At 61.7% G+C, this 22,645-nt stretch carries 21 protein-coding genes; 5 read left to right on the forward strand and 16 right to left on the reverse strand.

From position 1 onward, the window contains the following. The first annotated feature begins 198 nt into the window (after positions 1–198). Positions 199–1,086 (forward strand): UTP--glucose-1-phosphate uridylyltransferase GalU, encoded by an 888-nt coding sequence (galU, locus tag EV286_RS21990; protein ID WP_132959294.1) that lies wholly within the window; start codon positions 199–201, stop codon positions 1,084–1,086. Positions 1,087–1,092: 6 nt separating this feature from the next. Here the strand turns inward: galU and EV286_RS21995 are convergent, their stop codons facing one another. After that, positions 1,093–2,607 (reverse strand): outer membrane beta-barrel protein, encoded by a 1,515-nt coding sequence (locus EV286_RS21995; protein ID WP_132959295.1) that lies wholly within the window; start codon positions 2,605–2,607, stop codon positions 1,093–1,095. 225 nt (positions 2,608–2,832) lie between these two features. On the opposite strand from EV286_RS21995, the gene EV286_RS22000 reads away from it, so the two are divergent. Further along, positions 2,833–3,828, forward strand: a complete 996-nt coding sequence (locus EV286_RS22000) for a KpsF/GutQ family sugar-phosphate isomerase (protein ID WP_132959296.1) — start codon at positions 2,833–2,835, stop codon at positions 3,826–3,828. Positions 3,829–3,831: 3 nt separating this feature from the next. On the opposite strand, the gene EV286_RS22005 is transcribed toward EV286_RS22000, so the two are convergent. The 9 genes from EV286_RS22005 to EV286_RS22045 all read right to left on the reverse strand — a co-directional run bounded on the left by EV286_RS22005 (position 3,832) and on the right by EV286_RS22045 (position 12,494). Then, complete coding sequence (locus EV286_RS22005) at positions 3,832–4,287, reverse strand: NfeD family protein (protein ID WP_132959297.1); 456 nt, start codon at positions 4,285–4,287, stop codon at positions 3,832–3,834. A gap of 3 nt (positions 4,288–4,290) precedes the next feature. Continuing rightward, positions 4,291–5,304, reverse strand: coding sequence for an SPFH domain-containing protein (locus EV286_RS22010; protein WP_132959298.1), 1,014 nt, complete (start codon positions 5,302–5,304; stop codon positions 4,291–4,293). A 124-nt stretch (positions 5,305–5,428) separates the two neighbouring features. Then, complete coding sequence (hemH, locus tag EV286_RS22015; RefSeq protein WP_132959299.1) at positions 5,429–6,463, reverse strand: ferrochelatase; 1,035 nt, start codon at positions 6,461–6,463, stop codon at positions 5,429–5,431. 135 nt (positions 6,464–6,598) lie between these two features. Next, positions 6,599–8,413, reverse strand: a complete 1,815-nt coding sequence (locus EV286_RS22020) for a 5'-nucleotidase C-terminal domain-containing protein (protein WP_132959300.1) — start codon at positions 8,411–8,413, stop codon at positions 6,599–6,601. Between the two features lie 332 nt (positions 8,414–8,745). Continuing rightward, a complete protein-coding gene (omp10, locus tag EV286_RS22025) occupies positions 8,746–9,111 on the reverse strand; it encodes an outer membrane lipoprotein Omp10 (RefSeq protein ID WP_132959301.1) in 366 nt (121 codons plus the stop codon). Positions 9,112–9,285: 174 nt separating this feature from the next. After that, positions 9,286–10,731 carry a homospermidine synthase gene (locus EV286_RS22030; protein ID WP_132959302.1) on the reverse strand — a complete coding sequence of 482 codons (1,446 nt, stop codon included), beginning with the start codon at positions 10,729–10,731 and terminating at the stop codon, positions 9,286–9,288. Between the two features lie 130 nt (positions 10,732–10,861). Then, the gene (locus EV286_RS22035; RefSeq protein WP_132959303.1) at positions 10,862–11,719 is read right to left on the reverse strand and encodes a DUF3445 domain-containing protein; all 858 of its coding nucleotides are present in this window, start codon (positions 11,717–11,719) and stop codon (positions 10,862–10,864) included. Between the two features lie 9 nt (positions 11,720–11,728). Beyond that, positions 11,729–12,100, reverse strand: coding sequence for a DUF4440 domain-containing protein (locus tag EV286_RS22040; protein ID WP_245500788.1), 372 nt, complete (start codon positions 12,098–12,100; stop codon positions 11,729–11,731). A gap of 109 nt (positions 12,101–12,209) precedes the next feature. Next, the gene (locus EV286_RS22045; protein WP_132959304.1) at positions 12,210–12,494 is read right to left on the reverse strand and encodes a YciI family protein; all 285 of its coding nucleotides are present in this window, start codon (positions 12,492–12,494) and stop codon (positions 12,210–12,212) included. Between the two features lie 129 nt (positions 12,495–12,623). Here EV286_RS22045 and EV286_RS22050 point away from each other — a divergent pair, with 129 nt between their 5' ends. Next, positions 12,624–13,529, forward strand: a complete 906-nt coding sequence (locus EV286_RS22050; RefSeq protein WP_132959305.1) for a GGDEF domain-containing protein — start codon at positions 12,624–12,626, stop codon at positions 13,527–13,529. On the opposite strand, the gene EV286_RS22055 is transcribed toward EV286_RS22050, so the two are convergent. From EV286_RS22055 to EV286_RS22065, 3 genes are all read right to left on the reverse strand, one after another. Further along, the gene (locus EV286_RS22055) at positions 13,526–14,152 is read right to left on the reverse strand and encodes an aminotransferase class IV family protein (protein ID WP_132959306.1); all 627 of its coding nucleotides are present in this window, start codon (positions 14,150–14,152) and stop codon (positions 13,526–13,528) included. The genes EV286_RS22050 and EV286_RS22055 overlap by 4 nt on opposite strands. Beyond that, on the reverse strand, positions 14,149–15,309 hold the full coding sequence (locus tag EV286_RS22060; protein WP_132959307.1) for an aminodeoxychorismate synthase component I: 1,161 nt from the start codon (positions 15,307–15,309) through the stop codon (positions 14,149–14,151). The genes EV286_RS22055 and EV286_RS22060 overlap by 4 nt, the downstream gene beginning before the upstream one ends. 145 nt (positions 15,310–15,454) lie before the next feature. Further along, on the reverse strand, positions 15,455–17,299 hold the full coding sequence (locus EV286_RS22065; protein WP_132959308.1) for a M3 family oligoendopeptidase: 1,845 nt from the start codon (positions 17,297–17,299) through the stop codon (positions 15,455–15,457). 211 nt (positions 17,300–17,510) lie between these two features. Here EV286_RS22065 and EV286_RS22070 point away from each other — a divergent pair, with 211 nt between their 5' ends. Together EV286_RS22070 and EV286_RS22075 are read left to right on the forward strand one after the other, a co-directional pair. After that, positions 17,511–19,049: a sigma-54 dependent transcriptional regulator gene (locus EV286_RS22070; RefSeq protein WP_132959309.1), complete on the forward strand. Its 1,539-nt coding sequence runs from the start codon at positions 17,511–17,513 to the stop codon at positions 19,047–19,049. A gap of 177 nt (positions 19,050–19,226) precedes the next feature. Further along, entirely contained in the window at positions 19,227–21,086 is a 1,860-nt protein-coding gene (locus EV286_RS22075) for a DUF882 domain-containing protein (protein ID WP_132959310.1), read from the forward strand. 77 nt (positions 21,087–21,163) lie between these two features. On the opposite strand, the gene EV286_RS22080 is transcribed toward EV286_RS22075, so the two are convergent. The 3 genes from EV286_RS22080 to EV286_RS22090 form a co-directional block, all read right to left on the reverse strand. After that, positions 21,164–21,427 carry a DUF2312 domain-containing protein gene (locus EV286_RS22080; RefSeq protein WP_132959311.1) on the reverse strand — a complete coding sequence of 88 codons (264 nt, stop codon included), beginning with the start codon at positions 21,425–21,427 and terminating at the stop codon, positions 21,164–21,166. 91 nt (positions 21,428–21,518) lie between these two features. Continuing rightward, the gene (locus EV286_RS22085; protein WP_132959312.1) at positions 21,519–21,824 is read right to left on the reverse strand and encodes a DUF1244 domain-containing protein; all 306 of its coding nucleotides are present in this window, start codon (positions 21,822–21,824) and stop codon (positions 21,519–21,521) included. 11 nt (positions 21,825–21,835) lie between these two features. Further along, positions 21,836–22,630 carry an N-formylglutamate amidohydrolase gene (locus EV286_RS22090; protein WP_132959313.1) on the reverse strand — a complete coding sequence of 265 codons (795 nt, stop codon included), beginning with the start codon at positions 22,628–22,630 and terminating at the stop codon, positions 21,836–21,838. Between the last annotated feature and the right edge of the window lie 15 nt (positions 22,631–22,645).

Raw genomic sequence — 22,645 nt, forward strand, 5'->3', positions numbered from 1 at the left:
GCGATCGCGTCCGTTGTTCTGGAGTTTGCTCTCGCGGCGCTTTGGCACCGCTACGCTGGATACTACGTGAACGGAGTCAACAAATTCTTTACCATGCCGCAGCGCGGTGGTCACCCTTTGCAAAACAACTTCAACTCTATAGTAGTGAGGCGCTGAATAGCCGTGTCCGCTAACGATTTTCCCGCCCAGGAGGCAAATGTGGGTCAGCATAAGAAAGTGCGTAAGGCAGTATTTCCAGTCGCTGGACTTGGAACGCGGTTTCTGCCGGCCACAAAGGCCGTGCCGAAGGAAATGCTGACCGTCGTTGACAAGCCAATCATCCAGTACGTGGTCGACGAGGCCATGGAAGCCGGGATCGAGCACTTCGTGTTCGTCACGGGCCGGAGCAAGCACGTCATCGAGGATTATTTCGACATCCAGTTCGAACTCGAGCATACGCTGCGCGAGCGCAACAAGAAGGCGGAGATTACGCTGCTCTCCCAGCAGCTGCCCAAGGCGGGTACCGTCAGCTTCACGCGCCAGCAGGAACCGCTCGGCCTTGGTCATGCTGTCTGGTGCGCCCGCGAGATCGTCGGCGACGAGCCCTTCGCTCTCCTGCTGCCCGACATGATCATGCGCGGCGAGAAGGGCTGCATGAAGGGTATGATCGACCTCTACGCCCATAGTGGCGGCAATATCGTCGCCGTCGAGGAATGCGAACCGGAACAGGCGCACAAGTACGGCATCGTCGGCGTCGGCGATGCGATCGGCGAGGGCTTCCGCATCACGAGCATGGTCGAAAAGCCTGCAAAGGGAACGGCGCCGTCGAACTTCTTCATCAACGGCCGCTATATCCTGCAGCCCGAGATATTCGCCATCCTCGAAAACCAGGAGCGCGGAGCCGGTAACGAAATCCAGCTCACGGACGGCATGCTGAAGCTCCTCAGAGACCAGGACTTTGCGGGCTACCATTTCCGCGGCACGACATATGACTGCGGCGCAAAGGATGGGTTCATCCTCGCCAACGTCGCCTTCGCGCTTGCCCGTGCGGATATTCGCCCCTCCATCGAGGAAGGCTTCAAGGCGCTGCTCGCCGGCCTGAAGTAGGGCCGCTCAGCGCTGCAGCTTCAATCCCACCCCGGCGCGCCACTGATGCGTGTCGGGGCCGGAATCCCTGGATGTCAGCTCGTAACCGGTATTGGTGATCAGGTCGAGGTATCGGTTGATGTTCCAGGCAAGGCCGACGCCGGCGAGGTAGACCGTCTCGTCCTCGGTGCTGCTGTCCGAGGGGTAGTTCCGCCAGATCGTGCTGCCCGTCAGCGACGCGACGAGATTGTCGCGCATTTCGTGCGTGATCGTGGTGCTCAGCGCACGGGCGGTATAGCCGCCTTCTCCGGCGGTCGTGGAAGGTTCGATGCTCGTGGCGACGCCGATATTGACGTTGGTTCCGCGCTGGGGCGACCAGTTGATGTTGGCATCGACCGTCGGCGCATCGATCGATGCAAGCCGGGGATCATCGAAATGCTCGGTCTCGTAGCCGACGCTCATCTCGCCGCGAAGTTTCTCGCCGAGATCGACTTCGACGCCCGCCTTGCCGCCATAAGTCTGGTTTGACCGGTCATAGCCCGCCGAATCGTACTGATCGTCATAGATGCCGCGGCCGACCAAAGCCTCCACGAATGGAATGACCGCCGGCGACAGCTCGTAGCCGATTCGCCCGCGAAGTATTCCACTCGTTTCGTTCCGGTCGCTTTGCGAAACTTGCGTGCCGTCGCTCAGCTCCGCATCGGAATAGACGTAGCGGTCGAGCTCGATGCCGCCGGAACCGCGCAGCACGCCGAAATCCCTTTCCAGCGAGAAGCCGCCCGAGAGGTGCTGCACGTCCGATTGCTGCCGTGCATCGAGGATCGCGTCCGGATCGTCGGTGTCCTCGCGATAGAACTGGTAGCCGCCGGTGATGTGCGCGGTCGTGTCGGAGGGGAGATCGAGGCGGAGGTCGCTGCCGATCGTGAAATTCGGCTGTTCCTCGCCCGATCCACTGATGTTTCGCTGCCAGATGCCGTCGGCCGTCACGGTCAGCTGGTGGAGCGACCAGTCGGAGGTGAGAGTGCCGTGCAGGCCGGTTTCGAGAAACGCGCGGTGGTCCTTGTCGGCGCCGGTGCTGTTGGTCTCGGTATTGACGGTCTGGCTGACCGACGGCCTGAGCACAAAGGTACCGATGCGCACGCCGCTCGCCTCGTCCCGACCGCTCGCGCGGGTGAGGGGGCGCTCATCGATCATCGATTCGCGCAGGTTCAGCCGGTTCAGATCCTCGTCGAGAATCGAGCCCGTTTCGTTGGGATCGCTTGTATTCGGATTTGTGGACGCGGCGTTGCCGGATGTATCGGTCGATGCGCGTGCCGCCGCCGCTACGTCGTCCGCGTTGGCTGAAAAATTAGCCGTGCCGTCGGCGTTCGCCGGTTGCGAGGGTGATTGGGCAGCGCTTGGGTAGGAGGGCTGGCTTCGCTCAACGGGCGCCGATTGGGCGAGGGCGAGAGATGGGCAAGCGAGCATGCTGCCGCCCAGCAGGGCGGCACGCATCACGCTGCGGAGTGGCATGACAGCCCTCTCTCCTATTACTTCACCCATGTATGTCCCGGCCCGGAATTCGCTGAGATTCTTTCCCAACCGTAAAGCGATGTGGTTAATGCTTCGTTGCGTGGTGATGCAGCCTTGCCCCACCTTTCGGCCGATGTTTCGTCTGCAACCGGAAACCCTGCCTGACCGGATTGATTTATCGCCACGCATCCCCCACGTGATTGGCATGGGATTTCCCTGATGGACTTGGCTGGAGAAAGGCGCTAACCGTCTGCCATGATCAAGAGAGCGCTAAAATTGGTCGAATCGAGCGTGGTCGAAACGGCCATGCGGACCATAGAGATCGAAAAGCAGGGGTTGATTGCGCTGGAGCGCGCCCTTGCCAACGGGCTTTCCGAGCCATTCACCAAGGCCGTCGAGATGATCGGCGACATCGCCGGCCGGGTCATCATCACCGGCGTCGGCAAGAGCGGCCACATCGGCATGAAGATCGCCGCGACCTTCGCGTCTACCGGGACGCCGGCCTTCTTCGTCCATCCGGTCGAGGCCAATCACGGTGATCTCGGCATGATCACCCAGGACGATGTCATCATCGCGATCTCCTGGGGTGGCGAAAGCGCGGAGTTGCGGGGCATCGTCGCCTATTCGCGTCGTTTCGCCATTCCGCTGATCGCCATCACCGCCGGAGAGAAATCGACGCTTGCCCGCGAGGCCGATGTCGTTCTGCTGCTCCCGAAAGAACAGGAGGCCTGCCCGCATGGGCTCGCCCCCACCACTTCGACGCTGATGCAGCTCGCAATCAGCGATGCGCTGGCGATGGCCCTGCTCGAGGCGCGCGGCTTTACCGCCGAGGATTTCCGCACCTTCCATCCCGGTGGCAAACTGGGCGCGAGCCTTTCGCACGTCTCCGACATCATGCACAAGGGCGACCGGATCCCGCTCGTTCCACTCGGGACCTCCATGCCGGAGGCCGTATCCACGCTCGCCCAGATGCGCTTCGGCTGCGTCGGCGTGCTCGATGACGGCGGTTGCCTCTGCGGTATCGTCACCGATGGTGACATCGCGCGAAACCTCGGCCGAAACCTCAGCGAACTTTCGGTCGACGATGTGATGACGCGTAATCCGAAGACCGTGAAGGAAACGACGCTTGCGACCGGTGCCATGGCACTTCTCAACCGGCACAATATTTCCGCGCTGATCGTCACCGACGCCGAGCGGCGCCCAGTCGGCATCGTTCACTTCCACGACCTGCTGCGTATCGGAGTCGCCTGAGGATCAGGCGGCTTCCACCGTCAGGTCACGGCCGTTGCTGGCAATGACCTTGACACGGGTGCCGACCGGCAGATCGGGACCCATCACGGTCCAGATCGTGTCATCCAGATGGATGCGTCCGCGCCCTTCGGAGATGGGCTCCTGCAGCGTTGCCGTTCTTCCGACGAGGCTCGCGCTACGCTGGTTCAGGAACGGCTCGTCGGTTCGGTCGCTGCGGTAAACCAGCCTGCGGCCGAGCAGCGTGACGGCCACCGAAAGGACGGCGAAAAGCAGCAGCTGGACCTGCCATACCCAGAGGGCGTTTTCCCATAGCAGCAGAGACAGCATGCCGACGCCAAGCGCTGCCAGACCGATCCAGACGAGGAAGAAGCCGGGTGCGATCATCTCGGCGGCCAACAGGACGAGGCCGAGAACCCACCAGCTCCAGGGACCGAGTTCGATGACCAGCCGCTGCAGCATGGCTCAGCGCTCCTCCGGCGGATTGAGCGGATTGACGGCAGGCGTCGTGCGGGCTCCTGTCGCGCGAGGTCTAGGAGCCGGCGCAGCATTGCCGCCGCTCTCGCCGAACACCTCTCTTGCGATTGCGCCGATGCCCCCGAGGGACCCGATGATCGACGATGCCTCGACCGGCATCAGAACGACCTTCGAATTGCCTGCAGAGCCGATGGCGGTCAGCGCCTCGGTGTATTTCTGGGCGACGAAATAGTTGATCGCCTGCACATCGCCGGCAGCGATGGCTTCCGAGACCATGCGCGTCGCCTTGGCTTCGGCTTCGGCGAGGCGTTCGCGGGCCTCGGCGTTGCGGAACGCGGCCTCGCGCTGACCCTCGGCCTGAAGGATGGCGGATTGCTTGGCGCCTTCGGCCCGCAGGATCTGCGCGTTGCGCGAACCCTCGGCCTCCAGCACCTGCGCGCGCTTTTCGCGCTCCGCCTTCATCTGCCGGGCCATGGCGTCGACGAGATCCTTCGGCGGCTGGATATCCTTGATCTCGACGCGCGTGACCTTGATGCCCCAGGGGCCTACCGCCTCGTCGACGACACGCAGCAGCCTGTCGTTGATCGTGTCGCGGTTGGAGAGGAGCTCATCGAGGTCCATCGAGCCCATGACCGAACGGATGTTGGTCATGGTGAGGTTCAGAATGGCGTTCTCCAGATGGGAGACCTGATAGGCGGCCTGTGCCGCGTTCAGGACCTGGTAGAAGGATACCGCATCCGCCGAGACGCTGGCATTGTCCTTGGTGATGACTTCCTGCGTCGGGACATTCAGCACCTGTTCCATCACGTTCATCCTGGCGCCGACGCGCTCGATGAAGGGGATGATGAGGTTAAGGCCCGGCTCCAGCGTTCGGGTGTAGCGTCCGAAGCGCTCGATCGTGTAGCGATAGCCCTGCGGCACGGTCTTGATCCCGGCAAAAAGCACCAGGATCACAAAGACAACCAATGCGATCACGGCAATATCGAAGCCACTCAGGCCCATCTGAACTCCTCCCGGCGAATAGTTCCACGTCTGCGCGGAAGCCACTCGCATATGTAAACACGTGGGGAGTTAGCAGCGTCTTTACAACGGCGGCAACAATAAAGAGGGCCGACTCCGGCGGGAATCAGACCCAGCCCTGCAATTCGCGGCGCACCACTTTTTCGAGCACCCGGATACCGTCCTCGCTGTCGTTCAGACAGGGAATATGGGCGAAGTTTTCTCCGCCGTTGTGATGGAAGGATTCCGCAGCCTGTTCGGCGATCTCCTCCAGCGTCTCGAGGCAGTCGGAAACGAAGCCGGGATTGATGACGGCGATACGCTTCGCGCCGTCCCGGCCGAGCTTCTCGACGGTTTTGTCGGTATAGGGCTGCAGCCATTCCTCCGGCCCGAAGCGGGACTGGAAGGTCACCATGAAGCGGTCTTCCGACAGGCCGAGCTTCTCTCGCAGCAGCCGTCCGGTCTTCTGGCACTGACAGTAATAGGGATCGCCCTTCTCGAAATAGGAGAGCGGAATGCCATGGAAGGATGCGACCAGCATCTGCGGCTCCCAGTCGAGGGTCGCGAGGTGCCTCTGCACTGAATTGGCGAGCGCCTCGATATAGGCGGGGTCGTCGTGATAGTCGGGCACGGTGCGCAGGGCTGGTTGCCAGCGCATCGAAAGCAGCTTCTCGAAGGCCTTGTCGTTGACGGTCGCCGTCGTCGCCGCTGCATATTGCGGATAGAGCGGAAAGAGCACGATCCGATCGCAGCCTGCGTCCTTCAGCGCCTGGATGCGGGACGCGATGGACGGCGTGCCGTAGCGCATGCCCCAGTCGACCACGACATTCGGCAGGTCCTTGAGCCGCTCGGCCATGAACTCCGACTGGTTGCGCGTATAGGTTCGCAGGAAGCTTTCGTTCTTCTCCCTGTTCCAGATCGTGTCATAGGCCTTGCCGACTTTCCCTGGGCGGGTGTTGAGGACGATCCCGAAGAGAACCGGGTACCATTTCCAACGCGGCAACTCGATGACGCGGCGATCCATCAGGAATTCCCGCAGGTAGCGGCGCATCGACGTGTAGTCGGTGCCATCAGGTGTCCCGAGGTTCACGAGGAGCACGCCGACCTTGCCGAACTTCACGGAGGGGTGGCTCGCCGGAGCGGCGGAGTTTTCTATGGGCATCGGATCTTTCCCGGCGTTCTTGTCTGCTTCGGTTTCTTTCCTACGCGGAAAGGCCTGAGATAGTTCAGCGCTTTTAAAAAGAAAATCCGGTCCGGGAAAGCCCGGACCGGATCGAAGGCGCGGGACATATTGTCCTTAGTTTGCCGGGATCTGCAGTTCCTTGCCGATGAAAAGGCGTCGCGGCTCCGGCTTGCCGTTCGCGTCGGAAATCCGGTGCCACAGTTCGCCATTGCCGTAGAAATGCTGGGCAAGAGCCCAAAGGGTGTCGCCGGCGACGACGACGTGGCTCGCAGGCGTTGCGGGCGTGGCCGATCCCGCCGGTGCGGGCGTTTCTGTCGTTGCCGCCGCGACGTCCACGACACGTCCATCCGTATAGGGCTTGTAGGGCGAGTGCGCCGCGACGTAGGCGGCAGTGACGTCGGCAAGATCCGGACCGTAATCGTAGGCATTCTTGCCTGCCGTCTTGAAGACGGAATAGCCGTCGCCACCGCCGCGCATGAAGTTGTTGGAGGCGACCCCATAGGTCTTGGCCGGATCAAGCGGGACGAAAGTGTTGCCTTCCTTTACGTCGACGGAGACCAGGCGGCTGCCGGCGGGCTTGGACTTGTCGAAGCTGTATTTCAGGCCCGCGACCTGGGGGAATCGACCGCCGCCTTCCTCGATCTGGCTGAGGCCGTTCTCGAGTGCGGCACGGACGTCCGCGCCCGTCAGCTGGAAGGTGGCAAGCGTATTCTGGAAGGGCAGGACGGTGATGACCTCGCCCTGGGTGACGTCGCCGCCATCGATCGACGCGCGAAGGCCGCCGCCGTTCTGGATAGCGATGCTGACGCCCTGATCCTTGGTGCGGTCAAGAATGGCGTCGGCAACGAGATTGCCCATCGAGCATTCCTTGACACGGCAGACGGTGCGATCGCCCTCGATCGGCCCCTCGGACGAGCCGATCACCTTGTTGCGCAATTCCTCGATCGGCTTTGCCAACTCGGCAACGCGCGCGACGATCGCAGGATCCGGCGTGAAGGAGGAATCAACGAGGATCGGATCGCCTGTCGCGCTCTTGACGACGCCATTGTCGTCGAAGGTGACGACGAGGTCGCCGAGGTATTTACTATAGCTGCGGGCCTGCACGACCGGAACCTTGTAGCCGCCGGGATTGTCGACCATCGTCGGGTAGGGGCCTTCGGCCGTCGGATCGGTGTTGGAAAGCAGGCTGTGCGAATGGCCGCCGACGACGACGTCGACGTCGGGAATCTTTGCAATGGCCTCGAGGTCACGCGGATAGCCGACATGGGTGAGCGCGATGATCTTGTTGACGCCCTGCGACTTGAGGTCCTGCACGGCGGCGGTGATCGTCTGCACGTCGTCGGCGATCAGCACCTTCGGGCCGGGCGAGGAAATTTCCTCGGTGTCGTTGGTCACGGCGCCGACGATGCCGATCTTCTGCCCGCCGACATCGAGGACGATCGAAGGCTTGATCCGGTCGCCGAGCTTGGAACCGTCACCGGCAAGCACGTTTGCGCTGATGACAGGGAATTGCACCTTGTCGAGGAAGGTCGCGAGGCCATCCTCGCTGTCGTCGAATTCATGGTTGCCGACGGTCATGACGTCGAACTTCATGTCGTTCAGGAATTCGGCCTCGGCTGCACCCTTGTAGGTCGTGTAGAACAGCGAACCCTGGAAATTGTCGCCCGCATTGAGCAGAAGCGTGTTCTTGCCCTGCAGCGCCTGGCGACGCTGGTCGATCGCCGTCTTCAGCCGCGCCACGCCACCAAAGCACTCGTTCTTGCTCTCCTCTTCGGCCGAGCAGGTCGAATCGAACTTGTTGATAGGTTCGATTCGCGAATGGAGGTCGTTGATATGAAGAATGTTGAGCTCGTAGTCCGCAAGGGCGGCGCTCGTTCCGAGTGCCAGCATGGACACGCTCAGAAGGCTGCAGCTGATAAGCTTTCTCATCCCGTTCTCCCGAATTTTACGGCGGATACCCTCGTTCCCCGATTCCGCCGACCCTCATCGCAAATTCCATCGGGGCCATTTGCGGCGGGATGTTTTCACTAACTCCGCACAACTGCAAGGAAAAAGCTGTTTGATTGAGGCAGCTCTTCCCATTGAAGTTAACTGTCGAGCCGACATGGATCGGCTCTTCTTCGAACGCTATCGTCCTAAAGATCTGCCGAGGTGATTTACAACCGAGCGGGAAGCTAACGGATGACTGCGTAATCTTGGCTCAGACCCGCGAGCGCCCGCAGCGGTGCCGATGTCACCGTTGTTCCATGTCTCGCTAATACCTAGCTGCGGCGCGCGAGCGTGAATTGCGCGCCGGCATCCGAGGTGCAGTTCAGCTGGCTCGGATTGACGAGGGCGCAATTGACCTTGGACTGGGTCTTGCGCACGAGCGAGGTCATGTTGATCTCGACCAGCGTCGGCGACATGCTGATGTAGGTGCCGGATGCTAGAAGCTGGTTGCTGTCCGTGGTGCGGGTGGTGAAGGTGCCCCCCTGGAAGGTTGAGATGATGCCGTTCGGATCCGACCATGTGCCTTCGACCGTCGATGGGGCGCGAGCAGCAACAGCCACGGGGCGTGGACCACCGGAATTGCATGACGTGACGAACGCAGCAGCGACGACAAGAGCGGCGTATGTTCTGAACTTCATTGAATGTATCCCCCGCGACTCGGAGCAGATGATCGTTGTAAATTTGCCGAAACCATGGCGTGAAGCCTTTGTAGATGCAAGACTTCCGGGGAATAGGCGCAGATTTATCGTGAGGGCGTAACAAAAATGCCCGCGTCTTGCGCGGGCATTTTTCAGTTTTCATGAGGCTTCGGATCAGCGAACCAGGATGTTCCTGAACTGCCAGGGATCCTTTGTGTCGATGTCTTCCGGGAAGAGGCCGGGGCGGCCATCGAGCGGCGTCCAGTCGGTGTAGTGGCCTTCGACCGGGCCGAGATAGGGCGACTGAACTTCCAGGCAGCGCCTGTAATCCATCTCGTCGGCCTCGACGATGCCGGCCTTCGGATTTTCCAGCGCCCAGACCATGCCGGCGAGAACGGCGGACGTCACCTGCAGGCCGGTTGCGTTCTGATACGGCGCGATGCGGCGGGTCTCCTCGACGGACAGGCGCGAGCCGAACCAGTAGGCATTCTTTTCATGGCCGTAGAGCAGGACGCCGAGTTCGTCGATGCCATCCTCAAGCTCATCCTCGTCAAGAACGTGATGAACCGGCTGCGGCGTGCCGCCGTTGCCGAACATCTCGTGCAGCGACAGCACCGCATCATTGGCCGGATGATAGGCGTAGTGGCAGGTCGGGCGGAAGGTTACGTCGCCGTCCTTGTCGCGGGCCGTGAAAAAGTCGGCGATCGAGATCGACTCGTTATGAGTTACAAGGAAGCCGTATTGCGGGCCGGGAGTCGGGCACCAGGTGCGCACGCGGGTATTGGCGCCGGGCTGCTCGAGATAGATGGCGGCCTTGTTGCCCTTCTTGTGCTTCTTGGCGTTCTTCGGCATCCAGTTCTCGTGCGTGCCCCAGCCGAGCTCGGCCGGCTGCAGACCTTCGGAGATGAAACCTTCGACGGACCAGGTGTTCCAGAAGGTGTCGAACGGCTTCGGATGCTTGGTGCGCTGGGTATCGCGCTCGGCAATATGAATGCCCTTGACGCCGACCTTCTTCATCAGCTTCGCCCAGCCTTCACGGTCGTTCTGGCTCGGCTCCTCGAACTTCAGGCCGGTCTCGAGCGCCACGTTGACGAGCGCCTGCTTGACGAACCAGGAGACCATGCCGGGGTTTGCGCCGCAGCAGGAGACAGCCGTCGTACCGCCCGGGTTCTTGGCCTTTTCCTTGCGAACGGTTTCGCGCAGCGCGTAGTTGGTGCGGTCCTCGTTCTTCATGCCCTTGTCGAAGTAGAAGCCGAGCCAGGGCTCGACGACGGTGTCGATGTAGAGGACGTCGAGCTTGCGGCAGAGCTTCATGATGTCGAGCGAGGAGGTGTCGACCGAGAGGTTGACGCAGAAGCCCTGGCCTTCGCCTTCCGTCAGGAGCGGCTTCAGCAGCTCCTTGTAGTTTTCCTTCGTTACGTGGGCCTGGATATGGCGCACGCCGTGCTTGGCGAGGATATGCGCATCGTCGCTGCGCGGGTCGATGACAACCATCCGGGACTTGTCGAATTTGAAATGGCGCTCGATCAGGGGCAGGGTGCCACGGCCGATGGAGCCGAAGCCGATCATGACGATCGGGCCGGTAATCTCGGCATATACCGGATGATCTTGTTCTGTCATTCTTTTCTCCTGTTGGAAAACAACGAGGCGTTCAGCCTAAGGAATTCATGTGAAAATGCTGCGAAACTCGCGCGGTGACCGGCTCTAACCATAAAATGCCGTCACAATAAAGAGCGATCCCCGACGAAGGTCAAATATCCGAAGGGCAGAGGGCTCGCAGTTGACGCGCAAGTTCTGCCCTCTGCAGCGTCAGCCCCTTGTAGGCGGCCTGGTCTTCGTCCAGGGCGTCGAGCTGGGCTGCGAAGCTTGACGCGAGGCTCGCGGCCCGCGGATGCCGGGCCAGAACGGCGATCGGATCGACATAGATGCGGATCGTGAACAGGATGTCGCCGGAGCGGGGAAGCTTGCGCAGCGTCTGGCGTTCGACGCGGGCAAAGCGATCGGAAAGCGTGAACGCGTCGGCTGCCGGCGGCTGGCGGTGCTTGGAGACGGGCAGGAAGAGATCGATCGTCCTGTTCACCGACCAGTTCAGCCGCTCGACGGGCTGGGATACCTGGAGGTTGTCGAAGATGCGGGTGATGAGGCCAGCATTGCGCGTGCCCTCGCCGAAGCCCGGCACGTCGGCATGGATTGCATGCAGCGGCCGGCCGAACTTCTCCTTCAGCGACCATGACGACGGGAAGGCCACATGGGCGGCTACGAGGTGCCATCCGTCCGCCTTGCAGCGCATGATGACGAGATCGTCCTGGACGAGCGAGCCGGCCTTGAAGAGCGGCGGCAGGGCGCTGTCATCAAGGAGATGCATCGCCGGATGGCGGTCGGCAAGATGGGCGAGGATAAGTTCGAGTGCTTCCCGTTGGGCGGCTTCCGTGCCCTCCTCGGCCACGAATATCTCGTCCATGCGGTCGCGGGCGAGCCGTGCCTTTTCCTCGAGATAGCGGGGCAGATCCTCGTCGGGCTCGATCCAGCGGTCGGCATCGAGCGGCATGAGCCCGATCGTGAAGGGCCGGGCGGAGCCGTCATAGGGTGTATACGTCGGAAGCGTCATGGCGGAATCCTACGGCACCAGGGTGCCCTGATGGAAGACCATGCGCCACCTGCCGTCTTCCTCCAGCTGCCAGATCGAACTGCGGAGCGTCCGTCTTTCGCTGCCATCTGCGGCCAGATGGGTGCCGCGATAGGTGAGGAGTGCAACGGTTTCGGCGAGCTTGCGCATTTCGAAGCCTTCTCCACGCGATAGCCCGCCCGCATCCTCGGCAAGCAGCGCCTCCACGATGGCGTCGAACGTATAGAGCCGTCCGGAGCTGCCGATCTCGCGGAAATCACGGGAAAGCAGGTCCTCCAGTCTCTCGCGGGAGGAGCGGACGGAATGCTCGAAGAGCTGTTCCTCCTGATCCTGCAAATGGGCAGCGAGATCCAGCCTCGGCACCTCAGGACAGCTTTCTCTTGAGGCCGATTAAGAACGAAAGCCTTTCGAAGAGTTCGGCGTCGTGCATGGTTCCAATCTTCCCCGTGTGCCTGCGATCAGAGCCCGTCGTTCAGCCTTTCAGCAGATCGAGCCCCTCGACTGCCGTCGTCAGCGCCACCTCGGTGATTTCATACTCGGCGATGCCGTGGATGGTAAAGGGATCGGCCGCAGCGTAGGCCTCGATCTCATTTCTGTCGCCGATTGCCAAAATTATGCCTCCGGTGCGCGGCACCTTGCGACCCGAAGCGAGGAACCAGCCCCTCGCGTAGCCCTCCTTGACCCAGGCCATGTGGGGCTCCATGTGCTTGTCGGCTTCTTCGTTGGACTTGATGTATGTGAGGGAAGGAATGAGCATGACGGGTTCCGGAGGCTGTCTCGTTTTGGCGCTGCCGATCGGCGAATCGCCTGTTTCTCATCCATCTTCTTTTTACCGTTTTGAAGCAATGTGCCACAGATCACGACACAACGCCCCCGGAACCATCGGATGAACCAGATAACCGAGCGGCTTGCAGAGTTGCGCGAAGAGAGCGGCGTCCTGATCGCTCTTTTCGATCCGGACGATCGCTTGCGCTATGCAAACGCGGCCTTTCGCGCAACTTTTGTACTTGAGCCGGACGAGACGCCTTTGTGGTCGGAGCTGATGCGCCGCAACACCCGGGCGGGGCGTGGCACGATCATCCGCAACGCCGACTTCGAGGCATGGCTCATTTCTGCGCAGTCACGGCGCGGCAAACTGCCGTTCCGCGCCTTTGAGACTGACGTCGTCGACGGTCGCTGGTTCTGGATGACGGAGACGGTCCAGCGCGACGGCTGGATGCTCTGTGTCGCCAGCGACATCACCCAGATGAAGGTGAGCGAACGGGATCTGAGGCAGGATCGCGATTTCGCCCTGAAGGCATCCCAGACGGACGAACTCACGGGCATCGCCAATCGTCGATTCATGATGGCAGCGCTGGAGCACATGATCCGACGCCAGGCGGAGGAGTCTGCAGCTGGCGGCTGCATCTGCATCATCGACCTCGATTTCTTCAAGCGCATCAACGACAATTTCGGCCATCAGGTGGGCGACCTCGTGCTGATCGATTTCGCCCGCCGCGTCCATCCGATGGTGCGCCGGCGAGATTGTTTCGGGCGGATCGGCGGCGAGGAATTCATGCTCGTCCTGCTGGACACGACGCTGGAGGAAGGCGAGGCGTTCGTCGACAATATCCTTGATTCCGTGCGCATCGCGCGGCCGTTATCCACGGTGCCGGCGTTCTTCTACACATGCTCGGCGGGATTGGCCGAGATGCGAACCGGCGATACGGTGCAGACCCTCTATGCGCGGGCGGACGAGGCGCTCTACGTGGCCAAGCAAAGCGGGCGCGACCGCTTGAGGATCGTCGCCTAGCGAACGAGGCGCGCGGGAATGAGGCCGCGCAGCGAATTTCCGACGAGAAGCCTGCCGTGCTCCAGATCCGAGAGCGAGATGCGGCCGACCCGCGCCTTCCGCTGGCAGATGAGCTCGGTTCGCAGGACGCCGGCAAGCAGCCCGCAGGAGATCGGCGGCGTACGGAACAGGCCGGTGCCATCGTCTAGGAAGACGGAGGTAATCGTGCCCTCGCAGACTTCGTCGTGTTCGTTGATCAGGATGATCTCATCCGCCTGCTGCTGAGTGAACTCGGCGCGTGCCGATTCGTAGACGGCACGTCGCGTCGTCTTGATGCGCAGGAGCTTGTCGGAGGAGTCGAGCCGAGTTTCGGCGATACGGACCGTCCAGACGGTATCGGGCGGGAGCGGCTGGAAGGGCGCGGTCGTAACCTCGATCCGCCCCTTCGGGTCCAAGGTAAGGCGGACGCGGAGAGGCGTTCCCGCGCCGGCGACTGCATCCTCGAGTTTCGAGACTGCGTCCCGTGGCTCCGGAAAACCGATGCGGCGGGCGGAGCGCAGGAGCCGGGCGAGATGCAGGCGCAGGCGGATGAAACCCTGATCGGGCTCCCAGCGCAGCGTTTCGATCAGGGAAAAGTCGCTCATCGCGCGATCCACTGATCGCCCACGGCGAACCGCGCCTTCAAGAGGCACTCGTCGTATTCGGCCTCGGCATTCGAATCGAAGACGATGCCGCCGCCGACGTTGAAGACGGCTCGGCCCTCGGGAAAGAGCGTGATGGTGCGGATCGCCACCGAGAAGCGCATCGCATCGGTCGGGGCAATCATGCCGATCGCGCCGCAATAGGCGTCCCGGGGGCCGTCCTCCAGTTCGTGCAGGATTTCCATTGCCCGCATCTTCGGAGCGCCGGTGATCGAGCCGCAGGGAAAAAGGGCGGCGAATACCTCCCGCAGCGAAGTCCCAGGCCGGAGTTTCGCCTGAACGCGGCTCACCATCTGGTGCAGCGTCGGATAGGTCTCGATGTCGAAGAGTTTCGGGACACTCAGCGTTCCGACCTCGGTGATCCGCGAGATGTCGTTTCGCAGCAGGTCGACGATCATGCGGTTTTCGGCCTGGGTCTTGATGTCGGCCCGCATGGCCGCGACGATGTCGGCATCCTCTTGCGCGGTCGTGCCGCGTGGCGCAGTACCCTTCATCGGATGCGTCTCGATCCAGCCGTCCTCGTCGGTGCGGAAGAACAGTTCCGGCGACCGCGATACGATGATCGGCCCGCCGAGATCGACATAGGCGCCGTATTTCACGGGCTGCCGATCGATCAGCGACCAGAACGCGTCAAGGGGATCGCCAGTCCACCGTGCAGTGATCGACATGGTGAGGTTCGCCTGGTAGCAATCGCCCTGGCGGATATGCCGGTGAAGGCGATCGAAGCGCTCACGATAGGTTTGGAAGTCCCACGCCGCCTGGGGATCAGCGAGAAAGGGCTCGTTGTCGAGCCGCTTGCGTGGCCGGGCAAGGGGGGAATCGTTGTCCGACGGTGCATCGAAGACCCCGAAGCAGAGGAGCGGCGTTTCGCGCCCGTCCTCCGCGAATGCCGCAAGCTTTTCCTCGAACAGGTGGCCGGCCTCGTAGGCCATGAAGCCCGCCAACCACTTCCCGGCGGCCTTTGCCTCTTCCATGCGGTCGAGGGCCGGGTAGAACTCGGCGCGGCTGCGGGCGACGATCATGTCCTGCGGGTTGGCGAAAAGCATGTTTTCGCCGGTCGTATCGTCGCGGAAGAGGATGAAAGGTTCAGGTCTGGTCATCGACGACGCTGCTTCGTGGAATTGCCCTTCGCCCCAACCCTCCCGCCAACTGGCTGCGGCGGGAGTTGTAAAGGGGTGCCGCGCATCACCTTCCCCGGTTGCCCGGCAGGAGGCGGGACAGCCGGGTTAGAGGCTGTCGTCTCGCTCAGGCCTTATCCAATGCCTCCAGCTCGTCGATGAGCCCTTCGATCATCGACAAACCCTTGTCCCAGAACGACGGGTCGGTCGCATCGAGGCCGAAAGGCTTCAAGAGTTCCGAGTGATGCTTCGTCCCGCCGGCCTTCAGCAGCTCGAAATACTTGTCCTGGAAGCCCTTTTCGGCGTGCTGGTACACGGCATAGAGCGAGTTCACCAGGCAATCGCCGAATGCATAGGCATACACATAGAAGGGTGAGTGGATGAAGTGCGGGATATAGGCCCAGTAGGTCTCGTAGCCTTCCGATATCTTGATCGCAGGGCCAAGGCTCTCCGACTGCACGGAGAGCCAGAGTTCGCCGATGTCGTCGGCCGTCAGTTCGCCGGCCTTGCGCTCCGTATGCACCTTGCGTTCGAATTCGTAGAAGGCGATCTGGCGCACGACCGTGTTGATCATGTCCTCGACCTTCTGCGCGAGCATGGCCTTACGCTCGCGCTTGTCGTCCGTCTTGTCGAGGAGTGCCCGGAAGGTCAGCATCTCGCCGAAGACGGAAGCGGTTTCGGCAAGCGTCAGCGGCGTCTGGCACATCAGTGCGCCCTGGCCGCCCGCCAATACCTGGTGGACGCCATGCCCGAGTTCGTGGGCAAGGGTCATCACGTCGCGCGGCTTGCCCATGTAGTTGACGAGCACGTAGGGATGGGCCGACGGCACGGTCGGATGGGCAAAGGCGCCCGGCGCCTTGCCCGGCCGTACCGGCGCGTCTATCCAGTGTTCGTCGAAGAAACGCTGGGCGATATCGGCCATTTCAGGCGCAAAGTCGCGGTAGGCGGAAAGCACGGTGTCCTTTGCTTCGGTCCAGGGAATCAGCGTGTTCGGCGTTTCCGGCAGTGGCGCGTTGCGGTCCCAGAAGTTCATCTGGTCCATTCCGAGCCACTTCGCCTTCATCTTGTAATAGCGGTGCGAAAGGCGCGGATAGGCCTCCTTGACGGCCGCTGCGAGCGCATCGACGACGTCGCGCTCCACGCGGTTGGCGAGGTGCCTGCTATCGGCGATGTCCTCGAAGCCGCGCCAACGATCGGCGATTTCCTTGTCCTTGGCGAGCGTATTGGTGATCAGCGTGAAGATGCGGATGTTTTCCTTGAACGTCGCAGCAAGCGCCTTCGCCGCCTTGTGGCGGATGGTCTCGTCCTTCTCCTGCAGCATGTTCAGGGTGATTTCGAGTGGCTGCTTCTTGCCGTCCACCTCGAAGCGCAGTTCCGCCATCGTTTCATCGAAGAGGCGGTTGAAGGCTGCGGCTGATGTCATCGATTTTTCGAGGAAGAGCTGCTCGAGCTTGTCTTCCAGCTGGTAGGGCTTGTCCTTGCGCAGATCCACGATCCAGGGACGATAGTGCCCGGCCACCGGATCGCTCGCCATGCATGCGTCCATGACGGAATCGTCGATGCGGTTGAGCTCTAGGGCGAAGAACAGGAGATGCGAGGAGAATTCCGTCAGCTTCGCCTGGGCGTCCCCGTAGAGCTTTCCGTTAACGGGATTGCTCGTATCGGAAAAATACGTGAGGCCGGCAAAGGAGCCGAGCCTTCCCATCAGGTCGTCCAGCGCCTCGTATTCCTTGAGTGCGGCGCCGATGCCCCGGTCGCCGGTCTTCGTGGCGGCCTCGGCGAGCTTGCCCTTCCACTTCTCCTCGAAGGCCTGCGAGGCAGTGCTCGCCTTCTCCATGTCATTTACGAAGGCTGTCGAAGTCGCGGAGGGGTAGAGATCCTGTAGCCTCCAGACCGGCAGGTCGCCAAGCTCGGCGTCGAAGCCGAAGACACTCGAGAAGGTGCGGCGGTCCTGGGGCGATAGCGGATTCATGAGTTCCTGTTCCTCTTTATTTTCTGTCCGGGCGCATCTCAGGTGTATGCGCCCGCCGCCTCTGCGGCAAGAGTGAAGAGCGTCTTTGCGACGGCTCGGGAAAGGCCCGTTGAAGAACGCCGCAATCGCTAAAATGCAATTATTTCTCAAAACTGGATGTTCAAGCCTTTATGTCAGAGTGCCTGTCAGGTTTCGCATGAGGTGAGGCATTATGACCGGTCAAAACGAGTCCAAGGTCTTTGGACAGATTCTTGTTGTCGAGGATGATCCCGTACAACGTCGACTGCTGAAAAACGCCATCGAGCGCCACGGCCACGTGGCCCATCTGGCGGAAAATGGCCGTATCGGCCTTGAAGTCCTGAAGCGCAATAGCGGCCAGATCAACGTCATCGTCCTCGATTTGATGATGCCGGAGATGAACGGCCTCGAATTCCTGGACGCGCTTCGGGATATCGGCACCGAAATACCGGTCATCGTGCAGACGGGGCAGGGCGGTATCGAGACCGTCGTGCAGGCCATGCGCGCCGGAGCGTTCGACTTCGTCGTCAAGCCGGTCTCGCCGGAGCGCATTGCAACCTCGATCAGCAATGCCCTGAAGCTCGATCAGAAAGAGGCCAAGGCACGTGCCGGCCGCAAGGCACGCTCGGGCAGCATCGGCTTCGACGACATCGTTTCGGCAAGCCCGGCGATGCTCCGCGTCATCGAGCTCGCGCAGCGGGCCGCTCAATCCAACATCCCGGTCGTGCTCGAGGGTGAATCGGGCGTCGGCAAGGAACTGGTGGCGCGTGCCATTCAGGCTGGCGGCGATCGGGCGAACCGCCCCTTCGTGACAGTCAACTGCGGTGCCATCCCGCATAACCTCGTGGAAAGCATCCTGTTCGGCCACGAGAAGGGCGCCTTCACCGGCGCCAACGAGAAGCATGTCGGCAAGTTCATGGAAGCCGATGGCGGCACGATCTTCCTCGACGAGATCGGCGACCTGCCGCTCGAGGTCCAGGTCAAGCTCCTGAGGGCCGTCCAGCAGGGCGAAATCGAAACCGTCGGCGCGCGCTTGCCGCAGAAGGTCAACGTCCGGCTGATCTCCGCCACGAACAAGGATCTGATCGAAGAGGTCAAGAACGGGAATTTCCGCGAAGACCTTTACTACCGGCTCAACGTTTTCCCGATCACGATCCCGGCGCTCCGCCGGCGCAAGGAAGACATCCCGCACCTGGTGCGCGTCTTCACAGAGCGCTTCAGCCTGGAGCAGAAGACCGGCCACCGCATCGCGGTCAACGCCAGCGCCATGGCCCTGCTCACCGCCTATGACTGGCCCGGCAATATCCGGCAGCTGGAGAACGCGATCTTCCGCGCAGTCGTCCTCTCGAAGGAAGAGGAACTGACGGAAGCGGACTTCCCGCAGATTGCGGCGCAGATGCCTGAATACGAGGTCCTCGGCAGGGCCCCAGGCGGCGAGCGAGTCGAGGCACAGTTCGTGGTGCATACCCGAACCGAGCCTTTTGTGGACGAAATCGAGGCGAATCGCGGCGTAAATGAGGCCTCTGGCACCGTGATTTCGAGCACGAACGTCAGCGGCGACGTACGCAAACTCGCCGATGTCGAAGAGGAACTCATCCGTTTTGCACTGAAATTCTACCGCGGCCAAATGAGCCAAGTTGCACGCAAATTGGGTATCGGTCGCTCGACACTCTATCGAAAATTGAAGGATTATGGGATTGATCCGGACGACCCGCAGAAAAAAGCCGCCTAATGAGCCGTTGTTAATAAACCAGCAAGCATGTTCTGTTACCCGTCAGAAATATCTTGTTAGTGGATTGTTCACTATATAAGAAGGGGTTGAGCACGTGTGGCATTTTTGCCATCGTGTCACCGCAATTGACAGTCATTGGGGACAATACGCGGCATTGTCTGTCGGACGGGGATCGAATTGCTTAATCTGAATGGTGAAATCAAGCCAGCAAGCTTGAGAAGGCGTATGCTAGGCGCCGAGATCTACAGAAAAGTGGCAAGGGCGGCAGCAGTCGCCCTCCTCGCAGTGGCAGTTTCCACTCCGGTGTTCGTCGGAACGCCCTCTGAAGCTGCCGGCGATACCCGAAGTCTCAAGCTCTATTTCATCCATACCGGCGAGAAAGCCGTCATTACCTACAAGCGCAATGGCAAGTTCGACCCGAAGGGTCTGGAGCAGCTCAACCGCTTCCTGCGCGACTGGCGTCGCAACCAGCCCACCAAGATGGATCCCCGCCTTTTCGACCTGATCTGGGAAGTCTACCGCCAGAGTGGATCGCGCGATTATATCAACGTCGTTTGCGGTTTCCGCTCGCCCCAGACCAATTCCATGCTTCGCTCGCGCTCTTCCGGCGTTGCCGAAAAGAGCCAGCACATGCTGGGCAAGGCGATGGATTTCTTCATTCCAGGCGTCAAGCTCGCCAGGCTGCGTGAGATCGGCATGAAGATGGAGGTCGGCGGCGTCGGCTTCTATCCGAAATCCGGTTCGCCTTTCGTCCACATGGATGTCGGCGGCGTGCGCGCCTGGCCGCGCATGAGCCGCCAGGAACTCGTCCGCCTGTTCCCGGATGGCAAGACCATGCACATCCCGACTGACGGAAAGCCGCTGCCGGGTTACCAGCAGGCCGTTGCTGCCTACAAGCAGCGCGCCGGTTCCGCCAGGATCGAGATTGCAAGTGCCTCCGACGAGCCGCGGCGCCGCGGCTTCCTTGCTTCTCTCTTTGGTGGTGGGGCAGACGAGGAAGAGGATTCGAACGACAGCGCGCCGACCGCCGTCGCCAAGGCTGCGCCGGCAACTCCGGCAACTCCGGCTGCACCTGAGCAGCCCGCCGCCGAGCCTGAGGTCGAAGTTGCAAGCGTCAACGCTCCCGTGCCGCAGGTTCGCCCAGCCTTCGCAAATCAGCCTGCCGATAACGGCATGACGACGGCGCTCGTTTCGCCCGCCTCCGGCAATGCCGCCCAACAGGCGCTCGCCGCCGCCCTGCCTGCCGACCAGAGCCAGGAAGGCCAGCATCAGGCGTTTGCGGATCTGAGTGGCTACAGCATTCCGGTTCCGTCGCTTCTCGGACCGCGCCGTATGAACGGCGATGCGGAAGCCGGCGTGCTGACCGCATCGGCAGATCCGGCCGCGGCAGCCTTGAGCGGCCAGTCCGCAGGCGTTCCGCTGCCGGTCGAACGTCCCGCCGTCGCGGAAGCGCTCCTGGCTTCGGCCAATGCCGATGTCGAGGCGGAAGGCGACGAAGCCGAGCAGGAAGCTCTTTCTCCGGCCGTGATCGCAGCCCTCGAGCAGCAGCGCCTGGGTGACGGGCAGATGCAGACGGCCGCTGCAATGCCGGCCCAGCCGGGTGTTGCTCCCGCGCAGGGCAAGGCTACGCTGCAGCTTGCGGCACTTGCTCCGGCCACGCGACAGGCAAGCTTTGGCGATGGTTTCGACGTTCCAAGCGCTGCTTCCGGCGCCGCAGACGCCTCCGCGGTCACTCCCTCCAAGGGCGGCCGTCCGACCAAGCATGAGGCCGAGGTGGCTGACGCCAGCCGCGCCACGATCCGCACGGAACCGAAGCTGACGCAGAAGATCATCTCGCAATGGGCCCTCACGAATGCCCGCATGGAGACGGTCGCCAAGCCCGTCAAGGCGCCGCGCTTCGTCAGCCAGACCCTGCGCGAACAGCCGACAGCCGTCTACGCCGAAGGCTTCAACGTCAAGACGGCCTCGATCGATCCCGGCCGCTTCAGCGGGTCGGCCGTGAACTTCATGGAAGTGCGCAAGTTCAACACGAACTGACCGTCGCAACTCTGGTGAAATAAAAAAAACCGCCGAGGTGATCGGCGGTTTTTTCATTGGTGCTTCCTGTCGGAAGCTTACTCTTCCGGCGGAGCCTCGATCATGCCGAGCGCGTGCAGGTATGTGTCGAGGATAGCGTCCTCTTCCATCCGCTCCTGCTCGTCCTTCTTGCGCAGTGCGACAACCTTCTTGAGGATCTTGGTATCGAAGCCCATTCCCTTGGCTTCGCCGTAGACGTCCTTGATATCGTCGGCAATCGTCTTCTTTTCTTCTTCCAACCGCTCGATGCGCTCAACAAAAGCGCGTAGCTGGTCGCGGGCGACGCCATGAGCATCAGACATCGGTATCTCCTGATTTTCCGGATTTGAATTCGACAGGAGGTGACGTGCCGCGAACGGCGGCGAAGGTCAAGCCGATTCGAAGCGAAGATGGCTATTCGCGGGGCTTGTTCAGTTCAAATGCCGATTTCTGCGCCTCGGAGGCCACATCCTGGTGCAGGGTTTTCCACTGTTCGTACGGCATGCCGTAGACCATCTCGCGCGATTCGTCCTTGCTGACGTCGATGCCAGCCGCCTCGGCGGCCTCCCGGTACCAGTTGGACAGGCAGTTGCGGCAGAAGCCGGCAAGGTTCATGAGGTCGATGTTCTGCACGTCGGCGCGTTCGCGCAGATGCGTGACGAGGCGGCGGAAGGCGGCCGCTTCCAGTTCGATCTGCTGGCTTTCGGTGGGCTTTGTCATCCAGCTCTCCTTTATTTGCTGTAGGGCCCGGTACGCGACGGGTGGATATCATGGGCGTGCAGGGCCGGGTCCGCATTCAGGCGTTCGAAAATCGGGGTAAGACGCTCCGCCCAGCGGCCGATGCCGGGATCGTCGCCGATGAGGTCCTGTCGCACCTCCAGCAGCGCATGCGGGATCCCGGTCATCATGCAATGCCGATACATGGTATCGCCCTTGAGAGCGCCGTCATAGGGTTCGTTGTCGCCTATAACGAGATGGGGATCCTCGCGAAGCAAGGCAAGGAGAGGGTGTACGGCGCGGGGGTCGTTGTCCCAGAGCACGCTTGCGTGCCAGGGCCTGGGAACCCCTTTCCGGGCCGGCGTAAAGGAATGCAGGGAGAGGACGAGAGGTGCCTTTCCGGTCGCGTTCGACACCGCCGCGATCGTCTCGGCGACCGCGCGATGGTAGGGGCGGTGGAAGGCCTCTACGCGGGCGTTCCATTCCTTGTCGCTGATCGGGTGGTTGCCGGGAATGATCGCGCCGTCGGAGATCTTCATGACAAGGGTCGGGTCGTCCTCGCCGCGATTCGGGTCGATCAGCAGGCGCGAGAAGCCGCCGAGCACCGCCGGCACGCCAAGCGCTGCGGCAAGCCTGCGCGTCAGGCCCTCGATGCCGATGTCGTAGGCGATGTGGCGGCTGAAGGCCCTCTCCGGCAACCCAAGCCTCGCATAGTGCTCCGGCAGACGATTCATCGCGTGGTCCGCGAGGATCACCATGCCTTTGTCATGATTTCCGGGTATCAGCTCAAACGGTTCGAAATCGTACATGACTGGGATTGCTGA

Origin of the sequence: Rhizobium sp. BK251, from assembly GCF_004345245.1 — a bacterium.
GTDB lineage: Bacteria > Pseudomonadota > Alphaproteobacteria > Rhizobiales > Rhizobiaceae > Rhizobium.